Source organism: Martinezella dioscoreae, assembly GCF_009176305.1.
GTDB lineage: Bacteria > Pseudomonadota > Alphaproteobacteria > Rhizobiales > Rhizobiaceae > Rhizobium > Rhizobium dioscoreae.
The window spans coordinates 77,861-96,981 of sequence record NZ_BLAJ01000003.1 but is presented as its reverse complement, the minus strand read 5'-3'; the positions used below and the strand labels follow the sequence as shown (position 1 = coordinate 96,981).

Here is a 19,121-nt window from a genome sequence, read left to right as displayed (position 1 = left end):
CGGCGTGGGATATTACCCGGTCCGCTCTAGACTATCGGTCATTTGCAGCCTTTAGCCTTCATCGTGTTTTGAATAGATAGAACCTTACCCTTAGTAACGGAGATAAGGCCCTCTTTATCGCCGCCGGTCACGCTGGACATGGGTACGCCGACTAGGAAGACGCCAAAGGCGTCGCCATTGGCGGCATTATTCTGGTCTTTCGAAAGGGCCGTCAGTTTTCCTTGCTCTGTATTGAGCTCTCGCGTGAGGCCTACGCAATCAAGGTTGGAATAGGCCGCCATCGGAATTTCTGTAGGCACGATGGCATCGGGACGTTTGGCGCAAGCGGCGAGTGGCAATAAGACAATTACTGCAAATTGTTTTCGGTTCATAATATTCCCCAGCGTTGAGACAGTAATAGCTAGCAACAACGCAGGAAGGAATTCATATGAAATATCAATCAACCACAGATTTTTGTTTCGTATAAGAATCGGCAGGCTTCTGCTCTAAGTCGTCACCCTCTTCGGGCGGAGCTTTGGACAGACTCCGCCCGGAAAAAGCCTATGCCGTCAATTGCACCACTCAAATCTTCCCTGAGCGCTGCAGCGTCATCATGTAGACGTCGTAGCTGTATTCGGCGACCTGAGTGTAGAGATAATGCTGGCCGCGGAAGCCCTTGATCGATTCCCAGATCTTTTTGAAGGTCGGGTTGTTGGCTTCCATTTCGGCATAGACCTCGTTGGCCTTGTCGAAGCAGGCATTCAAGATTTCGGTGCTGAAAGGCCTGAGCTTCGCCCCTTCGGCCACGACCCGCTTGATGGCGGCGGGGTTCAGGTAGTCGTATTTCTGCAGCATGTTGGCGTCGGTCGCCTGCGCGGCCGTGCGCAGCAGCGATTGATAAGCCTTCGGCAGGCCTTCATAGGCGGCCTTGTTGAACATGACATGCACCGTCGGGCCACCTTCCCACCAGCCGGGATAGTAGTAATAGGGTGCCACCTTGTAGAAGCCGAGCTTCTCGTCGTCATAGGGGCCGACCCATTCGGCCGCATCGATCGTGCCTTTCTCGAGCGCCGGATAGATGTCGCCGCCGGCGAGCTGCTGCGGCACGACGCCGAGGCGTTCGACCACCTTGCCGGCAAAGCCGCCGATACGCATCTTCAGACCCTTGAGATCGGCAACGGTGTTGATTTCCTTGCGGAACCAGCCGCCCATCTGCACGCCGGTATTGCCGGCGGGGAAGCCGATCAGCCCCTGCGTCGCCAGGAATTCATTGAAGAGATCGATGCCGCCGCCGTGATATTGCCAGGCATTCATGCCGCGGGCGTTGAGCGCGAAGGGAACGGCAGCTCCCAAGGCCCAGACCGGATCCTTGCCCCAATAATAATAGGCGACCGAATGACAGGCTTCGACGGTTCCGGCCGAAGTTGCGTCTGCAGCCTGCAGGCCAGGCACGATTTCGCCGGCTGCAAATACCTGGATGTTGAAATTGCCGTCGGTAGCCTCGGAAACATATTTCGATAGCACTTCACCGCCGCCATAGATCGTATCGAGCGACTTCGGAAACGACGATGTGAGGCGCCAGTTGATTTTCGGATTGCTCTGCGCAATGGCCGGTGCTGCAAGTGTTGCAGCCGCTGCCACCGACCCGGCGCCGGCGACGCCGGCTTTCCGCAGAAATGAACGACGATCCATCTATTACTCCCCCCGGATACGAGCGGGGCGGACTCGCCCGCTCTTCGTAATCACGGCCGCAGCTAATCATGCCGCTCGGCGCGTTTCAAGCGTATCGGAAGCTGGTGCAACCATTGATTTTTGCTGCGAGCCGTAAGCGTGATCTAAAGGCTTTTGCCCTTCACGATCGTCTCCCGCAAAAAACTGTAACCCAGAGCCGTGCGCGTCGCGAGCTCGATTGATGCGCCGTCGCCGCCATGGCCACCCGAGCCGAATTCGTGGAACAGCGGATGATGGCCGAGCGCTTCCAGCTGGGCGGCGAAGCGCCGGGCATGCGAAGGATGAACCCGGTCGTCATTGCTCGAGCTTTCGATGTAGATCGACGGATACGTGATCTCGGAGGTAGGCTTGACATTGTGCAGCGGCGAATAGCTCACCAGGTAATCGCGATCAGCCGGATTGTCGGGATCGCCATATTCGTCGATCCAGGCTTTTCCGGCCGGGAAGACATGGAAGCGGGTCATATCCAGGACAGGCACCTGGCACCAGATCGCGCCGAAATCCTGCGGATAGCGTGTCGCCATGACGCCAGTCAGCAAACCTCCATTGCTGCCGCCATTGCCGGCTATGCGCGATGGCTTGGTATAGCCGCGGGCGACGAGGTCGCGGGCGACGGCGGCAAAGTCCGCGAATGCCCTGTGGCGACCCTGGCCTTTTGCGACGCGATGCCAGTTCGGCCCGAATTCGCCTCCGCCGCGAATATAGGCCGTCACAAAGGCGTTACCCTGTTCCAGCCAGCGGCCGATGACCCCGGAATAATATGGGCCGAGCGGGACGTCGAAGCCGCCGTAGCCATATTGCAGCACCGGCAGTTCGCCCTTGGTCCAGGCCTTCGGCAGTACGATATGATAGGGCACCTTCGTCCCGTCCTCGGAGGTAGCTTCCAGCAGGAGGGACGTCATGCCTTCGCTGTCGAAATAGGTCGGCGAACTGGCAATGTGCTTGAGTTCAAGCGGGGCCTTGCGATCGCCAAGATCCAGCCGGTAGGAGGAGGGCGGCTGCAGAAAGCCCGCGCCATAGACCTGCAGCGTGTCGTCACCGAGATGCAGATCGGAATAGAGCGGGGCGACCGACACCGTCTGAACATCATCAGGCAGTGCGATTTCGCGGATTTCGGCATCGGCGCTCGTCAGGTCGAGAACGAAGAGATGCGGTTGCATATTGTCCGAGACGATGAAGACGCACCATTCGCGCATCAAAAGGAATTGCGAAACCGATTGTCGGTCATTGGGCGAAAACAGGATGCGTCTTGCATCGATACCGGTCTTGCCGGGCTCCCGAGGAAGGGGTTGCAGGGCCAGGCTGCCGGCCGGGATCCGTTCGTCTGTCTTGGCAAGCCAGATCAGATGGGAGTGGTTGAACCCGAACTCGGCATCCTTCGGCAGGTCGATCCGCCGCAGCGAACCGTCCCCATCCTCGATGAAATGGCTGGCGCTGCCGATTTCGTGACCCGCGCTGAAAATACGGATCGGCCTAGCCGCATCTCCCGTCGCCAGACCGGCGAGTTGCGGATCGAAGACCGAACAGGAGCCATAGATGTCGCTGTCATCGGCGGCATAGAGTACGGGTGCATCGGACGGCACCTGGCCACGCCTCAGGCGGCGGCCGAGACGCGGCCAGCCTGAACGCGTCGAGGATTCGCGGTCGATGGAGCCGAAATAGGCGATTTCGTCGCGGCTGAGCCAGGTCGCGTGACTGCGCACGGCCGGCGTGTCGAAGCCGCCTTCGACGATGCTCTTCGTCTCGCAATCGAATTCGAGCATCCGAATGGGATCGGAGCCGCCATCGGAAAGGCAAAGCAGCACGCGCATCGGCTCCCAGGGGCAGGTGAGCGCACCGCGCCAGAGCCATTTTCTGCCCTCCTTGGCGCAGAAGGCGTCGAGATCGAAGATTGGTTCCCAGGGAGCGTCGGGCAGAGGGGTAAGATCGGCCGGCAGCCGATACCAGCAACCGAGCGGATGATCGGCGCTGCGATGAAAATCGAACAGCCAGCTGCCGCGCCGGGTCGTGGCGATCAGCCGATCCTCGCGTTCGATCATCTCCTTGATCGCGTTGCGATCCGCCTCGAATTCCGGCGTCATCAGCAGCCGCTCGGATTCGGTATCCTTCTCTGCGACGAACTGCAGAGTTTGTGGGTCGTCGTCGCGTTCAAGGTGAAGGTGCATGGGGCTCGCCATTCCATTGTTGTTGGTGGTCGCCCTCAGCAAACCAAAATACGGGCGCTGAAGCAACTATGCTTCCGCGCCCGTATCGGTCATAGATTTTTCGGTGTCGACCCGCCTTAGCGGACCATCTTTGTGTCGGCCTGTGCGACCATATTGCTCGCCGGGGCCGGTTCGCGCTTGTATTTCAGCGTGACGACCTTGTAGCCCTCATTCTCCAGTCGGCTGAGGAGAACGGGCAGCATCCTAACCGTGCGCTGGTGGATGTCGTGCATCAGAACGATGCCGCGGCCGCGCTGATGGAGCTGCTTCATGGTGCGATCGACCACTGAGGCTGGGGTCGAAGTGAAGTAATCCTTGCTGTCGATATCGACATCCATGACGATCATGTCGCGAGCGGCAATCGCCGTGCGCAGGCGTTTGGAGTCGGCAAGATAGGGGAAGCGGAAGAAGGGAACGTCCGTGCCGATCGCCTTGGTGACGGCATCCTTGCCGCGGGCGATCTCGGTCATCGCCGCGTCGAAAGTCATCTTGTCGAGATCGGGATGGCGGAAGGTGTGGCTGCCGATCGCATCGCCATGCGCAAGCACCTCGCGTGCCGTCGCCGGGTGTGCCTGCGCCATTTCGCCGACCATCATGAAGGCGGCCTTGACGCCGAATTTGTCGAGCGTGGCGAGAATGCGTTCCGTCTTGCCGGGAGCCGGGCCGTCATCGAAGGTCAGGATGACCTCCTTGTCGGCGAGCCTGATATCCTTGAGCGACGAGACCTCCAGCGTCCGGCCGGCGAGATTGTGCGGGCCGTTCATGCCCGCCAGGTCTCCCCTTGTTTCGAGATCGGCGACGAGCCATTTCTTCGGCTCCATCTCGATGGGATCGTTGGCCTTCAGCGGCTTGTGACGCGGCTCTTCGGCGGCATAGCTGCTCTTGAGCGACGCTTCATTGCCTGGTTTCGTGGCACATCCTCCGAGAGCCAGGGACACGGCGAGGCCAGCCAGCAACACACGGTAGTTCATCAGAATCGCTCAACACTATGTCTATGAAGTTGAGCGCATATTCTGCAGTTATGGTTAATGATCGGTTAGGAGCGGCCGCGAATTCCTTAACAAGCGGTCAGCTTCAGCTGGCCATGCCGCTCTCATATTCCGATGAAAGTTCCAGCCACTGCTCCTCGGCCGCCGCGAGCTTTTCTGCCGCATCGGCACGCTGTTTTGCCTTTTCCGCAGCCTTGGCCGGTGCCTTCTCATAGAGGGCGGGGTCCGCAAGTTCTGCGTCAAGAGCCTGAATCAGTTTCTCAAGCTTGCCGGTCAAGGATTCGATTTCATTGATCTTCTTCTTGAGCGGCGCCAGCGAGGCGCGCCGATCGGCATTGAGCTTGCGCTGGTCGGCTTTGGAAACGGAATCGTCACCGATGCTCGGCTTGGCCTTGTCGTCCTTGGCTTTCGGGCTGGCGACGACGAGGCTGCGATATTCTTCAAGATCGCCGTCGAAGGTCGAGACGGTGCCGTCGCGCACCAGCCACAGCCGATCGACGGTGGCTTCGATCAGGTGACGGTCGTGCGAGATCAGGATGACGGCGCCGGAATAATCGTTCAGCGCCTGGATCAGCGCGTTGCGGCTGTCGATATCGAGATGGTTCGTCGGTTCGTCGAGGATTAGCAGGTTCGGTGCGTCGAAGGCGGCAAGGCCCATGAGAAGCCGTGCCTTCTCGCCGCCGGAGAGATCCTTGACCTGCGTGTCCATCTTCTCCGTCGCAAGCCCCATCTGCGCGACGCGGGCGCGCACCTTCGCTTCCGGCGTTTCGGGCATGCGGCGGCGGACATGCTCGACGGCCGTCTGGTTGGGGATGAGGTCGTCGAGCTGGTGTTGAGCGAAGAAGCCGATCTTCAGGTTCGGTGCGAGCCTGACTTCGCCGCTTTCCGCGCCGAGCCGGCCCGAAATGAACTTCGCGAAGGTCGATTTGCCGTTGCCGTTGGAGCCGAGCAGCGCGATGCGGTCGTCGGCATCGATGCGCAGGTTCAGCCGTTTCAGGATCGGCTTGCCCGGCTCATAGCCGACGGCGCCGCCGCTGATTGCGATGATCGGCGAGGCGGGCTGCTTTTCAGGTTCCGGAAAACTGAAGCCCATCACATGGTCTTCGATGACGGCGGCGACCGTTCCCATCCGCTCCAGCGCCTTGATGCGCGACTGTGCCTGCCGCGCCTTCGAGGCCTTGGCCTTGAAGCGGTCGATGAAGCTCTGCAGGTGCTTGCGGGCTGCATCGTTCTTCGCCTTCGCCTTCATCTGCAACTCGTCGGCCTCAGCCTTCTGCCGCTCGAACTGATCGTAGGAGCCGCGATAGAAGGTGAGCTTCTTCTGGTCGAGATGCACGATGGAATTGACCGCCGTGTTCAGCAGATCGCGGTCGTGCGAAATGATGATGACCGTGTGCGGATAGCGGCGGATGTAGTCCTCCAGCCAGAGCGTGCCTTCAAGGTCGAGATAGTTCGTCGGTTCGTCGAGCAGCAACAGATCCGGCTCGGAAAACAAGACGGCCGCGAGAGCCACGCGCATGCGCCAGCCACCGGAGAAGGAGGAGGCGGGGCGTTTCTGCGCTTCGTGGTCGAAGCCGAGGCCGGCAAGGATACTGGCGGCACGTGCTTCGGCCGAATGCGCATCGATATCGGCCAGACGCGTCTGGATATCGGCGATGCGGTGCGGATCGGTCGCTGTCTCGGCTTCCGCAAGCAATGCGGAGCGTTCCTTGTCGGCTGCCAGGACGATATCGATCAAAGGCTCCTCGGTGCCGGGTGCCTCCTGCGCCACCTGGCCGATGCGGGCATTGCGGGGGATCGAGACCGAGCCGCTCTCGGCAGCGAGATCGCCGGTGATGATCCTGAACAGCGTGGATTTGCCAGCACCGTTCTTGCCGACGAGGCCAGCCTTCGTGCCCGCCGGAAGCGTCACGCTGGCATGGTCGATGAGAAGGCGGCCGGCAATGCGGGCGGAAAGGTCTGAAATCGAAATCATGGCGCGGTTTTGGCCGAACTCGACGCTGAAGGCAAGAGCGGGACGGCGCTTAGGCGCCGGCCTTCTGCGAGGATTTCGAGAGATTGGCGCAGTTACGCAGCCGCTCGGTCAGCTCCGTTTCATAGAGCATGAGATTGCTGAGCGAGGCATTGAGGCTGTCGAGTGCAGCATTGGCATGCGGAGTCGTGTCGATCTCGCGGGCAAAATGCTGCTTTTTCATCAGCCCCTTGGCGAGCTGATCGGCGACTTCGCGCAGCATCTCGGCCGCGTCGCTCTCGGATTTGCGCGCCACCAGCCCGCAATGGCTGACAAGGCGATGCTTCAGGCCAATCTCGTCGAGCCCGCTTTGCGGGGGAAGGGGGCCAAGCGCCTCGATCTCTTCGGCAAGACAGCGGTCCTGGCCATAGAGCGCTTCATAGAAGAGCTGATAGTTGCGCGGCAGGTTTTTCACCTTCAGCCGCGTCATGAAGCGGCCGATAACCTCAAGCTCGGTTTCCGTTTCATCGTCATCGATGGAATATGCCGAAACGCTTGTCTGCGAGTTCTTCATGCCTGCCTTTGGACCGTGAGCTGATATATCTTATCAATCTGCAGGTCGGCAGGTTAAGGGAACATGAACAAGACGGCCGATCCTCGCCGCAGCGCAACAAAATGAGGCATGTGATCAACGTCTGGGCGAAGATGGGAAACGACGGTTCTCCCCTTGGCTACATCCAGTGCTGTCCTTCGCTGCGCAGAAAATGCAGGAGGTCCAGCACCAGTGACGGCTTGCCCATGGATGTGAGGATAGTGTGGCACTGGCCGCGGTGATGGGTGTGATGGTTGAACATATGGGATACCGCCGCATGGAGGGGAACGGTGATGGCGCCCGGGCGCAGGATCGAGGTATAGGTGATGTCGGAGGCAAGTGCATCGGCATCGAGCGTTTCCAACCAAGTAATGATATTTCGATCTTCCGCCTCCCGTAAGCTGTAAAGGCCTTCAAGGGTGTCATGTAGGACGGTATCGAGTGACGCAGGTACGCCGCCAGTGCCGTTGAAACGGTGCATCCACAGCCGGTCCGCTATCAACAGATGATTGAGCGTTCCGTGGAGCGAGCCGAAGAAGGCGCCGCGGTCTTCGTGAAATTCGGCGTCGCTGAGGTTTGCTGCGGCATTGTAGACCTGGACATTGGCCCAGCGATTATAGTCGGCAAGCATCTTGAAATGTTTGAGCATATGGGTCTCCTCTTATAGTGGTGGTGATTTTATCGCGAAGTTTGGTGGCGGACAGCCGCTTCGCCACCCAGCAGATCGCGAATCAGCTGCTCGGACTGTGACAGCGGCGTGAAATTGGCCGATCCCCCTTGTTTTCGGGCCTTGGGGCAGGTAAAGACCGCCCACTTTTCTCTGATTACAAGGAATGGACCCATGGCGATTGAACGTACTTTCTCGATGATCAAGCCGGATGCGACGAAGCGCAACCTGACCGGCGCCATCACCAAGGTTTTTGAAGACAACGGCCTGTGCGTCATCGCCTCCAAGCGCGTCTGGATGAGCAAGCGCGAAGCTGAAGGCTTCTACGCCGTTCACAAGGAACGTCCGTTCTTCGGCGAACTCGTCGAAGGCATGACCTCCGGCCCGACCGTCGTTCAGGTTCTGGAAGGCGAAAACGCCATCCTGAAGAACCGCGAAATCATGGGCGCGACCAACCCGGCCAACGCTGCCGAAGGCACGATCCGCAAGACCTTCGCTCTGTCGATCGGCGAAAACTCCGTTCACGGCTCGGACGCTCCGGAAACGGCTGCCGTCGAAATCGCCTACTGGTTCTCCGAAACTGAAATCGTCGGCTGAATCGGCCTTTCAGCGAAAGCGCTGAACGATTTGAAATGACTTATGAAAGCCGGGATTTCGATCCCGGCTTTTTTCATGCAGGCAAATTAGACTCCCTCTCCCCGTGGGGGGCAGGGGGTATCGCATATGAACTGAAATCGCCGCCGTCCTCCTTCTCCCCTTGGGGAGAAGGTGCCGCAAGGCGGATGAGGGGGTGCCCGCCAAGACCACCAAAATTCATGAATTCAAATCGTAACCCCCTCATCCGACCCTTCGGGCCACCTTCTCCCAGAGGGGAGAAGGGATTTCCGGCGCTGATCACCCCATATGTGATTGTCCTACCGCGAGTGGGAAGAGGAGACTATCCCGCTGCTGCCTCTCAAGCCGGGCAGGCCATATCCTTCCCGTAATCGGCGCTGCCATCGCCCTTGAAGACATCCGGATTGGCGGTATAGACCGGGCCGACGACCAGCGGTTTCGTCGGCAGCACGGTCTGGTCGAGATCGGATTTGACTTCGGTCTTGATCGTCTGGATCGTCTTGTCGCTGGCATCCACCAGCTTGATCGAGACGGCATAGGGGCGGTCCTTGCGCACGCAGTGCAGGTCCGGGCTTTCCAGCGTGATCTTGTCCCAGAATGTATAGATCTTCTGGGTGACGACGAGTGGGTTGCCGCCCGCGGGATTTTCGAATTCCGCGATCGCCTTTGTTCCCTCCGGGATCGGGGCGATCTTCTTGAGCGTGATCATGTAGCTTGCGCTCGCCACGCGATAGTTGAAGACGAAAAGGCGGCCGGTGAGCTGGGTCGGGCCTTCGTCGTCTTTCCTCTGGCAACTGGCCAGCGCCAGGCCGGCGATGATCCCGGCGCTCATCATTGTCAGCATGATCCTTCGCAATCTCATGGCGCAGTCTCCTCCTTCTTGCGCCGGTAGTGCCGGCTAGCCTTGGCTCGGTTGCCGCAAACCGCCATGTCGCACCAGGCGCGGCTTTTGTTCTTGCTACGGTCGATGAAGAGCCAGCCGCAGTTGCGGCATATTTTCATTCGTTCGGGATCGGGCATGGCGATGAGGCGCAGCGTCGAATGCACCGTCGCGGCATCGAGCCCACCGGATGAGGCTCGTTTCAGAACTTGCGCCAATGCCGCAAGCAGATCCGCAAGCAGCGGATCGGCAGCCTCGCCAAGAATGCGTGCCCGGAAATAGCGGTCGATCAACTCGCGGAGGGCAATGAAATCGGCGCGGTTTTCCCGCTTTACCGGCAGGATATCGCCGAAGAGCGCCCGCTCCGCGCAGAAATTCGCAGCTGCCTTCGGGAAGCTATCCATCTGTCCCACTGCCTCGAAGCGGTCGATCCGACGCCCGTCGTCATGGCGCAGGATTACGCTGTTGGCGACATCGAGCGCGAGCGCGCCACCGGAGAAGCGATGTGGGGTCCAGGAAAAACTCATGGCGAAAATTATAACTGGTAAAATTCATTTTGCCAGTTACTATTTACTCGTTTTTCGGAGAGATGGAATGGCTTATCTTCTGCAGCAACTGGCGAATGCCGTTCCGCTCGCTGCACTGTATGCGACGCTGGCCTTCGGCTATTCCATTGCCTTCGGGGTCATGAAGCGGGCCGATATCACCTATGGCGCGCTGTTCGCCTTTGCCGGCCAGATGCTCGTGCTCTTTACCGATGTCGGCTACACCAAGATGTATCTGGTTCTGCCGGCCGCCTTTGCCTTCGGTGCCGTCGTCGCCGTCGGCTACACGATCGGCACCAGCTTCCTCGTCGGCCGTGCAATCATGCTGCCGCTGTCGCGCAAGTCACCGAATACGGTCATCGTCGCGGCACTCGGCATGATGATCATCCTGATGGAAACGGCGCGGCTTGCCTCGAATACGCGTGGCATCTGGCTGCCACCCTTCCTGAACGATGCTGTCGTCTTCTGGGATAGCGGCGATTTCCGCGTGACGCTGACGGAAATCCAGCTGCTCAATACGGCCCTGATGATCCTTGTCATCCTCGCGGGTGCCTATGTGCTGAAATGCACCGGCTGGGGGCGTATCTGGCGGGCGGTGACGGACGATTCCCTTGCTGCCGAGCTCTGCGGCGCCAGTGCCAACCGCGTCTTCCTGCTTGCCTATGTCGCGTCAGCCTTCGTCGCAACCATCTGCGGCCTGCTGGCTACTTCCTACTATGGAACGATGGATTTCGGGGCGGGGCTGATGTTCGGGCTTAAGGTGCTGATGATCGCGGCCGTCGGCGGCTATTCCGATCCGCTGAAGTCAGCGGGCGGGGCAGCGCTCCTTGGCTTGACGGAGACGATGTGGGGTGCCTACGGTCCGTTCCTGTGGCGCGACTTCGTCATCTTCTCGCTGCTCGTCCTGCTGCTGGTTATGAGCCGGCGCGAAAGAGTGGTGCCTTGAAGCTTACGTGTTGCCGGCCCACTTTGCCCGCGCGGCATCGTCGGCATCCTTGGCCGAAACCCAGCCGCCTTCGGTACCATCCTTGCCGTGCTCCTTCTTCCAGAAGGGAGCAGAGGTCTTCAGAAAATCCATGACGAAATTGGCGCCGTCGAAGGCGGCCTGCCGATGCGGTGCCGCGGCAATGACGAGCACGATGTTCTCGCCGGGCGCGATCTTGCCAAAGCGATGGATGGCGGTCAGGCCGAGAAGCTCGAAACGCTCGATGGCTAGTCTGGCGATGCGGGTGATCTCCGCTTCCGCCATGCCGGGATAATGTTCGAGTTCGAGGGCACCGAGCGCGCCCCCTTCGTCACGGCAGAGGCCCGAGAAGGTCACGACAGCGCCGATATCGCGCCGCCCGGCGGCTAGCCGATCGATCTCCGCCTGGAGATCGAAATCCTCGCGCTGGACTTTGACGAATGGTGAAATCATCGCAATTTCCTTGATCGGCTTCGCAAACATGCTGAGGTGCCTCCCGACCCTTCGCTAAGGCTCAGGGCGTTCGTCGCTGCAATCGATTCACTGGATCGATTACTCGGGCTTCGCCCGACCGCTCCTCACCCCCCGGTCATCGGCGGGAAGAGCCCGATCTCCCGCGCTCCGGCGATCGGCTCATCGTGCTCCGCATGTTCCATGTTGATAGCGACGCGGATCGCCTGGGGGAATTGAAGTGCCGCCTCGTATTCCTCGCCCAAGCCTTTCAAATGACTCAGGAGATCGCCGACGGTGACGACATCGGCGGGCAGGGAAATCTCTTCCTCGGCCTTACCGATCCGCTCACGCACCCAGGCGAAATAGACGAGTTTCGTCATCATTCCTCATCCACGACATGCTTTAGCCCGGCCCGGAAATAGTCATAGCCGGTATAGATGGTCAAAAGCGCTGCGACCCAGAGCAGGACGATGCCCATCTCTGTCGTGTAGGGTAGCACCTTGTCGCCTGCCGGCCCAGCCAGAAGGAAGGCGATGGCGACGAGCTGGGCGGTCGTCTTCCATTTTGCGATGCGCGTCACGGGAACGCTGACTTTCAGCGCCGCCAGATATTCGCGCAGACCCGAAACCAGGATTTCGCGGCAAAGGATGATGATGGCGGCCCAGAGCGACCAGCCGGCAATGGTGCCGTCGGCCGCAACCAGAAGCAGGATCGCGGAGACCAGCAGTTTGTCGGCGATCGGATCGAGCATCCGGCCGATATTCGAGGTCTGGTTCCAGATACGCGCGAGATAGCCGTCGAGGAAATCGGTGATCGAGGCGATGATGAAGATCCAGAGCGCGACCCAGCGCGCAAAATCGGAGCCCTCCAGCTTACCCTCGATGAAGAAGCAAAGAACGATCAGGGGTACGCAGATAATGCGGCCGTAGGTGAGCAGATTGGGGATGCTGTAAGCGCGCGAAGCCATGGAAATCGTTTCGTTTCTGTTGTCTCGACCGAACCGGATTGGGCACTGTTGATCCCATCCCGCTGAAGTCGTCTGATGGAGTGTGATCCCAAAAACCGCTCCGCACTTTTTGGTGGTCACACCTTAGATGATGGGTTGGTCAGTTTATCGTCAATATTGTTTCTGTTTTTTCACCGCTATTGCGTGGAATTTGCGACGAGCTTTCCCTATTTCGCGGCGTCCTCGTGGAAATGGTTATAGACCTGACGCGCCACCGCTTCGGAAATGCCCTCGACTGCCATCAGGTCGGAAAGTGCGGCGCGTGACACGGCCTTCGCGGTGCCGAAATGCTGGAGAAGCGCGCGCTTGCGCGAAGGGCCGATGCCACCGATCTCGTCGAGCGGGTTCTTCACCATCTCCTTCTTGCGCCGGGCGCGATGCGAGCCGATTGCGAAGCGGTGCGCCTCGTCGCGCATGCGCTGGATGAAATAGAGCACGGGATCGCGCGGCGGGAGCGAGAAGCTTTCGCGCGAAGGGGCGAAGAAACGCTCACGCCCGGCTTCGCGGTCGACGCCCTTGGCGACGCCGATGGCGATGACACTGTCGGTGATCCCGAGCTCATCGAGAATGGCGCGCACGGCCGTCATTTGCCCTTGGCCGCCGTCGATGAGGATGACATCGGGCCAGGCGGGGAAGGCGCGATCGGCGGCATCGACGCTGGCGTCGGTCTCGCCGCTGCGGTCGGGCTTGCCTTCCTCCTTCAGGAGACGAGAGAAACGGCGGGTCATGACTTCGCGCATCATGCCGAAGTCGTCGCCCGGCGTGATGTCGGTCGATTTGATGTTGAACTTGCGGTACTGGTTTTTGACGAAGCCTTCCGGCCCGGCCACGACCATGCCGCCGACCGCATTCGTGCCCATGATGTGAGAGTTGTCGTAAATCTCGATGCGTTGTGGCGTGTAGGGAAGCTTGAACGTTTCCTTGAAGCCTTCGAGCAGCCGCGATTGCGAGGCGGTTTCCGCCAGCTTGCGGCCATGCGCCTCACGCGCGTTGGCAATGACATGTTCGACCAGATCGCGCTTCTCGCCGCGTTGCGGCACGAGGATCGTAACCTTATGACCGGCCTTCTCACTGAGAGCAGCCGCCAGGAGCTCCATTTCCTCGATGGTCTCCGACAGCAGGATCTGCCGCGGTACAGGCTTGTCGTCATAGAATTGCGCGAGGAAAGCGTTCAGCACTTCAGCACCCGAGAGCGATGGATCGGCCTTCGGGAAATAGGCACGGTTGCCCCAGTTCTGTCCGGTTCGGAAGAAGAAGACCTGGATGCAGGAAATGCCGCCCTCGTGGTGGATGGCGAAGACATCGGCTTCCTCGACGCCGGCCGGGTTGATGCCCTGATGGCTCTGCACATGCGAGAGCGCCGCCAGACGGTCGCGGAAAATGGCGGCGCGTTCGAAATCCAGATCTTCGGCGGCAGCATTCATCGCCTCGGCCATATGCGCCTTGACGTTCTGGCTCTTGCCGGAAAGGAAGTCCTTCGCCTCCTGTACCAGTTCAGCATAGCCTGCATCGCTGATCTCATGCGTGCAGGGGCCGGAACAGCGCTTGATCTGATAGAGCAGACAGGGCCGCGTGCGCGTCTCGAAGACGCTATCGGTGCAGGTCCGGATCAGGAAGGCGCGCTGCAGTGAATTGATGGTGCGCCCGACGGCGCCCGCCGAAGCGAAGGGGCCGAAATAGTCGCCCTTGCGGGCGCGGGCGCCGCGATGCTTGAAGATCGCCGGCGCGCGATGATCGCCCGTAATCAGAATATAGGGAAAGGATTTGTCGTCGCGCAGCAGAACGTTAAAGCGCGGACGCAAGCGCTTGATGAGATTCGCTTCCAGCAGCAGCGCTTCCGTCTCCGTCCGCGTGGTCACGAATTCCATATTGGCGGTTTCGCGCACCATGCGGGCGATGCGGTTGGAGTGCACCTTGCCCAAGGCATAGTTGGAAACGCGCTTCTTCAGGTTCCTGGCCTTGCCGACGTAAAGCACGTCGCCGGCCTCGTTGAACATGCGGTAGACGCCGGGATTGTTGGGCAGCCGCTTGACGAATTCGGCGATCAGCTCGGCGCCGCGCAGTCCCGTCTCGTTCTTTCCGCCTTCGTTCCAGTCGACAGGCGCAATAGGGGAGGCTGCGGCATCGCCTTCCACCTCGATGTCGTCTTCGATATCCTCTGATTCGTCATAGAGAACGCCGCCGTCAGGCAGCTTTCTTCCATTCATTCTGCACTCTCCGACACGTCTGGCGTTTCCCAGGCAAGGTGCTGGCCGCCATCGAGCGCTATCATTTGGCCCGTGATCGAGGGCGTGTCAAAAAGAAAGCGGATGGTCCGGCCGAATTCTTCGAGCCCGGGCGCCGCCTTTAATATGAGGCCGTCGATCTGCGCTTGAAAGTCCTCTTCGGTCTGCCGCACGCTGCGCACCGTCGGGCCTGGGCCGATCGCGTTGACGCGGATACGCGGCGCAAAGCTCTGCGCCATCGTCTGAGTCGCCGTCCAGAGGGCGGCTTTCGACAGTGTATAGGAATAGAAGCGCGGATTGAGTGCCCAGACCCGCTGATCGACCATGTTGACGATCAGGCCCGGATGCGGTTCGGGAAGCTGCCGGACGAAATCGGCAGCCAGAATCGACGGCGCCCGCACATGGATTGCGAAATGTGCCTCGAAGGCTTCTTCGTCAAAATGATCGGCGGAATCGCCGAGGAAGGCTGAGGCATTATTCACCAGAAGATCGAGCGGGCCGAGGGTATCCGCAACCCTTTCGACAAGGGTTGAAGTCTCGCCCAAATTCTGCAGATCCGCCTTGATCGCAATGGCTCTCCGGCCCATTTGCCGCAATTTCGCCGCAATTTCCTCGGCTTCGGCGAGGGACTGATTGGCATGCAACGCTACGGCGAAGCCATTAGCCGACAAATCCTCGGCAATTGCCAGGCCTATTCTTTTGGAAGCGCCGGTTATCAGCGCCGTACGTAGTTTTTCCTGGCTCAAGAGATCGCCTTTTGCTCGTCGTTACCCAATCGATGCTCATATAGGGCGTCGATACACCATATGAAAAGATGCATGAGCGAATGATGCGCTTTGGGGTTTCTTATGTAAAACTTGAGATATATTTAGTTTAAAATAAGTATACATAGTTTAACCGATGATTAGGGTTAACAATTCCTCTGTTGCGATGAAGCAACATCGAAATTCAGCCACGTCTGTGCCACAATGATATCATATTTTGGCTCTTCCAATTCCTCATTTGCATTCCAATTTCAACCTCGATCCGGGAGGGATATGTTTTAATCGCTCGTGGCGCTTCGAAGTCAAGGACAGTAAGCGGGGCACACGGGACTGAAAGGAGAAAAGTATGCGTACTCTTATCACGACCCTCATGGTCTCCGCTTTCGCTCTCGGCGGCTACACCGCAGCTCAGGCTGCTGACGCTGTTGAGCAGATTCCGCAGCCGCCCGTCGCCCAGGAAGCAGCTCCGGCCGTCAACAACTGGTCCGGCTTCTACATCGGTGGCGCTGGCGACTGGAACGCCGGTCACTTCAACCGCAACGGCGACGCTTACGCCTGGGGCGGCCAGGCCTTCACCGGCTACAACTGGCAGCAGGGCCAGATCGTATATGGTATCGAAGCTGACCTCGGCTACTCCGGCGCCGACAGCACCCGCAACGGCCTGACCGCCAAGAACGGTGTCAACGGCTCGGTTCGCGGTCGCCTCGGTTACGACTTCAACCCGTTCATGCTGTACGGCACGGCCGGTCTGGCACTCGGCCAGAACAAGCTCTCCGACGACACCTCGTCTGACAGCAAGACGGCTGTTGGTTACACGGTCGGTGCAGGTGCTGAAACCTTCATCACCAACAACATCACGGCTCGCCTCGAGTACCGTTACACGGACTACGGCAAGAAGAACTTCGACCTCGACTCCGGTCGGTTCTCTCGCGGCTACGACGAACAGAGCGTCAAGGTCGGTATCGGCGTCAAGTTCTGATTACCCAAAGGCTTAAGCCTGAAGAAAAAGCCGGGGTTTTGCCCCGGCTTTTTTGCGTTATGCCTCTGAATATTTAGGCGGCATCCGTCGGGAAGTCAGTCGAGACGGCCAGTTCGCGCCAGTCGGCCAGTTCCTTGGCGACATACTCGTTCTTGGCCTCGATCGCGCCAATTGTATCCGAGCCGAAGGGCATGCGCAGCGGTGGGTTCGCCGAATGGGCAAGCGTGATCATCGATTTTGCAAGGCGGTTGGGATCGCCGGGCTGGGCGTGATTGTGACCGGCGGCGAAATCGCGCATGACGCCGGCCGGCGTGTCCCTGTAGTCGGCAATCGAGCTCGGGCTGACGGCAAGCGAGCTCTCATCAAGGAAGTCGGTGCGGAAGAAGCCGGGTTCGACAACCGTGACCTTGATGCCAAGCGGCTTGAGTTCCGCCGCCATTGCCTCCGATAGGCCTTCGACCGCGAACTTTGTCGAGCAGTAGACGCCCCAGCCGGCATGGCTCTGATAGCCTCCGACCGAGGACATGTTGATGACATGGCCCGAGCGCTGCCGGCGCATATGCGGCAGGATGGCGCGCGTCACCTTCAGCAGGCCAAAGACGTTGGTGGCATAGAGCTTCTCGATCTCCTCGGCCGTTGCTTCTTCCACGGCGCCGAGCAGCCCGTAACCGGCATTGTTGACAAGGATATCGATCTTTCCGAAGCGCTTGACGGCGGCCGCGGCGGCCTCATGAGCCTGCGCTTCGTTCGAGACGTCGAGGGCGACGGGCAGGAGGCTCGGATGGTTGCCGAACTTCTCTGCCAGACCGGCGGGATTGCGGGCCGTAGCGACAACGGCGTCGCCGGCGGCGAGGGCTTCTTGGGCGATGAGGGCGCCAAAGCCGCGGGATGCGCCCGTGATGAACCAAACACGCATGATTTTCTCCTTCGTGGGTTGGCAATTCCAGGGGTGGAATTCGCTTGCAGGAGAAAGGTAGCTTGATGGCATCGTTGAGATAATCTACTTTCTCTTCCATAAAGTGCTGAGAAATTCTCATCAATGCGGCGTATCCGTTCGACCGATCTGGCTATCTTCCTGGCGATTGCCCAACACCGCAGTTTTCGCAAGGCGGCGGTGGAGCTCGGCGTGACGCCTTCAGCGCTCAGCCATTCGTTGCGCGCGATCGAGGAGAGGTTGGATGTGCGGCTGGTTAATCGCACCACGCGCGGTGTCGGGTTGACGGAGGCCGGAGAGCGCCTGTTCGATCGCATCCGCCCCGCTTTCCTCGATATCGACGATGCTCTCGAAGATCTCGATAAATTCCGCGGCCAGCCCTACGGCAAGCTGCGCATCAACGCCCCGCGCCCCGCCGCCAGGATGGTGCTGCTGCCAATCGTGTCACGGTTCTTGAGGGCTTATCCGGCCATCGAAATGGAAATCGTCGTGGACGATGCGCTCGTGGACACGGTTTCCGCCGGTTTCGATGCCGGCATACGGTTCGGAGAAAGCATCGCGGCCGACATGATCGCTATTCCTATTGGCCCTCGTCAGCGCACGGCGATCGTCGGCTCGCCGGAATATTTTCAGCGTTTCCCTAAACCGGTCACACCTCATGATCTGAAGGACCACCCCTGTATCCGCTACCGTTTTGCGAGCGGCACCTATTATCGCTGGGAGTTCGAGCGAGGAGGCATCGAGCTGGAGATCGATGTGCAGGGGCCGCTGACGCTTTGCGATCTCGACATCATGCTGGATGCCGCTATCAATGGTTCCGGTCTAGCCTTCTTGTTCGAGGATCACGCGCTGCCGGCTTTGCGGGATGGCCGGCTGATCCGCGTGCTGGAGGACTGGTGCCCCTATTATCCCGGCTTCTTCCTCTATTATCCGAGCCGCCGGCAGCTGCCGACGGCTTTGCGCGCCTTTATCGATTTTGTAAAGGCCGAGACTGCTCGCCAGAGCTGAGCCGAACAGCGTTAGACCTGCGGCTTCATCGCTGGAAAATCGGGGAAATGCTTCTCGAATTTGCGCGCCCAGTCTATCAATCCCGCATGGTCCGCTTCCCACTGCCCTTCGAAGCGGAGCTGCAGATAGCCGACAAGGGAGGCAAGCGCGAAATGACCCGCATGCAGCTTCTTGCCGATCTTCGGCGGCTCGGCGTCGAGATGGGTGAGGGCGCGGCTGACCTTCGTCCACTGCCGGTCGATCCAGGGCTGATGCTGCTTCTCGGGCTCGCGAAGGCGGCGCTCGTAGACGATCGACAGCAGGCACTCGTTGGTGCCGTCGATCAGCGCCTCCAGAACTTCGATTTCGGTGCGCTTGCCCTTCTTCGATGGATAGAGCCCGCCCTCGTGACGATCGAAATAATGCATGATGGCGCGGCTGTCGAAAATCGCCTCGCCGTCGCCGGTCAGCAATGTCGGGATCTTGCCGAGCGGATTGTTGTCGATCAGCAGAGTCGGCCCGGCATTTGTGTCGACATGAATTTCTTCCAGCTTGATGCCGAGATGGCGTGCCGCCATGCGCACCTTGCTGGAAAAGGGGGAGGTGGACGAGCAAAGAAGTCTCATGAAATCACCTGCGGGATATGGATGTGAATA

The 19,121-nt window shown here is 59.7% G+C and carries 20 protein-coding genes; 4 read left to right on the top strand and 16 right to left on the bottom strand.

The window, feature by feature from the left end:
- Positions 1 to 38 precede the first annotated feature (38 nt).
- From GDN47_RS12290 to GDN47_RS12260, 7 genes are all read right to left on the bottom strand, one after another.
- Positions 39 to 371 carry a hypothetical protein gene (locus tag GDN47_RS12290; protein WP_152093864.1) on the bottom strand — a complete coding sequence of 111 codons (333 nt, stop codon included), beginning with the start codon at positions 369 to 371 and terminating at the stop codon, positions 39 to 41.
- Positions 372 to 561: 190 nt separating this feature from the next.
- Positions 562 to 1,671 carry a TRAP transporter substrate-binding protein gene (locus GDN47_RS12285; protein WP_069616205.1) on the bottom strand — a complete coding sequence of 370 codons (1,110 nt, stop codon included), beginning with the start codon at positions 1,669 to 1,671 and terminating at the stop codon, positions 562 to 564.
- 143 nt (positions 1,672 to 1,814) lie between these two features.
- Positions 1,815 to 3,875 (bottom strand): prolyl oligopeptidase family serine peptidase, encoded by a 2,061-nt coding sequence (locus GDN47_RS12280; protein WP_152093472.1) that lies wholly within the window; start codon positions 3,873 to 3,875, stop codon positions 1,815 to 1,817.
- Positions 3,876 to 3,991: 116 nt separating this feature from the next.
- A complete protein-coding gene (locus GDN47_RS12275; RefSeq protein WP_152093471.1) occupies positions 3,992 to 4,885 on the bottom strand; it encodes a polysaccharide deacetylase family protein in 894 nt (297 codons plus the stop codon).
- 103 nt (positions 4,886 to 4,988) lie between these two features.
- Positions 4,989 to 6,878 (bottom strand): ABC-F family ATP-binding cassette domain-containing protein, encoded by a 1,890-nt coding sequence (locus tag GDN47_RS12270; protein ID WP_152093470.1) that lies wholly within the window; start codon positions 6,876 to 6,878, stop codon positions 4,989 to 4,991.
- A 49-nt stretch (positions 6,879 to 6,927) separates the two neighbouring features.
- A complete protein-coding gene (locus tag GDN47_RS12265) occupies positions 6,928 to 7,428 on the bottom strand; it encodes a hypothetical protein (RefSeq protein WP_113351709.1) in 501 nt (166 codons plus the stop codon).
- 157 nt (positions 7,429 to 7,585) lie between these two features.
- On the bottom strand, positions 7,586 to 8,095 hold the full coding sequence (locus tag GDN47_RS12260; protein ID WP_152093469.1) for a DinB family protein: 510 nt from the start codon (positions 8,093 to 8,095) through the stop codon (positions 7,586 to 7,588).
- 192 nt (positions 8,096 to 8,287) lie between these two features.
- Between GDN47_RS12260 and ndk the strand changes: the two genes are divergently transcribed.
- Positions 8,288 to 8,710 (top strand): nucleoside-diphosphate kinase, encoded by a 423-nt coding sequence (gene ndk / locus GDN47_RS12255; RefSeq protein WP_152093468.1) that lies wholly within the window; start codon positions 8,288 to 8,290, stop codon positions 8,708 to 8,710.
- Positions 8,711 to 9,068: 358 nt separating this feature from the next.
- Here ndk and GDN47_RS12250 read toward each other — a convergent pair whose 3' ends face one another.
- Both GDN47_RS12250 and GDN47_RS12245 read right to left on the bottom strand, forming a co-directional pair.
- Positions 9,069 to 9,590 carry a hypothetical protein gene (locus GDN47_RS12250; RefSeq protein ID WP_113329067.1) on the bottom strand — a complete coding sequence of 174 codons (522 nt, stop codon included), beginning with the start codon at positions 9,588 to 9,590 and terminating at the stop codon, positions 9,069 to 9,071.
- Complete coding sequence (locus tag GDN47_RS12245) at positions 9,587 to 10,135, bottom strand: CGNR zinc finger domain-containing protein (protein WP_113329066.1); 549 nt, start codon at positions 10,133 to 10,135, stop codon at positions 9,587 to 9,589. The genes GDN47_RS12250 and GDN47_RS12245 overlap by 4 nt, the downstream gene beginning before the upstream one ends.
- Positions 10,136 to 10,202: 67 nt before the next feature.
- On the opposite strand from GDN47_RS12245, the gene GDN47_RS12240 reads away from it, so the two are divergent.
- Positions 10,203 to 11,099 (top strand): branched-chain amino acid ABC transporter permease, encoded by an 897-nt coding sequence (locus tag GDN47_RS12240; RefSeq protein WP_113329065.1) that lies wholly within the window; start codon positions 10,203 to 10,205, stop codon positions 11,097 to 11,099.
- Positions 11,100 to 11,102: 3 nt separating this feature from the next.
- On the opposite strand, the gene GDN47_RS12235 is transcribed toward GDN47_RS12240, so the two are convergent.
- The 5 genes from GDN47_RS12235 to GDN47_RS12215 all read right to left on the bottom strand — a co-directional run bounded on the left by GDN47_RS12235 (position 11,103) and on the right by GDN47_RS12215 (position 15,547).
- The gene (locus GDN47_RS12235; protein ID WP_113329138.1) at positions 11,103 to 11,570 is read right to left on the bottom strand and encodes a molybdenum cofactor biosynthesis protein MoaE; all 468 of its coding nucleotides are present in this window, start codon (positions 11,568 to 11,570) and stop codon (positions 11,103 to 11,105) included.
- 125 nt (positions 11,571 to 11,695) lie between these two features.
- Positions 11,696 to 11,950: a molybdopterin converting factor subunit 1 gene (moaD, locus tag GDN47_RS12230; RefSeq protein WP_069616328.1), complete on the bottom strand. Its 255-nt coding sequence runs from the start codon at positions 11,948 to 11,950 to the stop codon at positions 11,696 to 11,698.
- Positions 11,950 to 12,537 carry a CDP-diacylglycerol--glycerol-3-phosphate 3-phosphatidyltransferase gene (gene pgsA / locus GDN47_RS12225; RefSeq protein ID WP_069616214.1) on the bottom strand — a complete coding sequence of 196 codons (588 nt, stop codon included), beginning with the start codon at positions 12,535 to 12,537 and terminating at the stop codon, positions 11,950 to 11,952. Before pgsA ends, moaD begins: the two co-directional genes overlap by 1 nt.
- Positions 12,538 to 12,743: 206 nt before the next feature.
- Entirely contained in the window at positions 12,744 to 14,783 is a 2,040-nt protein-coding gene (uvrC, locus tag GDN47_RS12220) for an excinuclease ABC subunit UvrC (RefSeq protein WP_152093467.1), read from the bottom strand.
- Positions 14,780 to 15,547 carry an SDR family oxidoreductase gene (locus GDN47_RS12215; protein WP_113329063.1) on the bottom strand — a complete coding sequence of 256 codons (768 nt, stop codon included), beginning with the start codon at positions 15,545 to 15,547 and terminating at the stop codon, positions 14,780 to 14,782. Before GDN47_RS12215 ends, uvrC begins: the two co-directional genes overlap by 4 nt.
- Positions 15,548 to 15,911: 364 nt before the next feature.
- Between GDN47_RS12215 and GDN47_RS12210 the strand changes: the two genes are divergently transcribed.
- Entirely contained in the window at positions 15,912 to 16,544 is a 633-nt protein-coding gene (locus GDN47_RS12210; protein WP_113329062.1) for an outer membrane protein, read from the top strand.
- A 73-nt stretch (positions 16,545 to 16,617) separates the two neighbouring features.
- Here GDN47_RS12210 and GDN47_RS12205 read toward each other — a convergent pair whose 3' ends face one another.
- Entirely contained in the window at positions 16,618 to 17,460 is an 843-nt protein-coding gene (locus GDN47_RS12205) for an oxidoreductase (RefSeq protein WP_113329061.1), read from the bottom strand.
- 123 nt (positions 17,461 to 17,583) lie between these two features.
- On the opposite strand from GDN47_RS12205, the gene GDN47_RS12200 reads away from it, so the two are divergent.
- On the top strand, positions 17,584 to 18,486 hold the full coding sequence (locus tag GDN47_RS12200) for a LysR family transcriptional regulator (protein ID WP_113329060.1): 903 nt from the start codon (positions 17,584 to 17,586) through the stop codon (positions 18,484 to 18,486).
- Between the two features lie 11 nt (positions 18,487 to 18,497).
- On the opposite strand, the gene GDN47_RS12195 is transcribed toward GDN47_RS12200, so the two are convergent.
- Entirely contained in the window at positions 18,498 to 19,091 is a 594-nt protein-coding gene (locus GDN47_RS12195) for a glutathione S-transferase (RefSeq protein WP_145631654.1), read from the bottom strand.
- Positions 19,092 to 19,121: the final 30 nt, after the last annotated feature.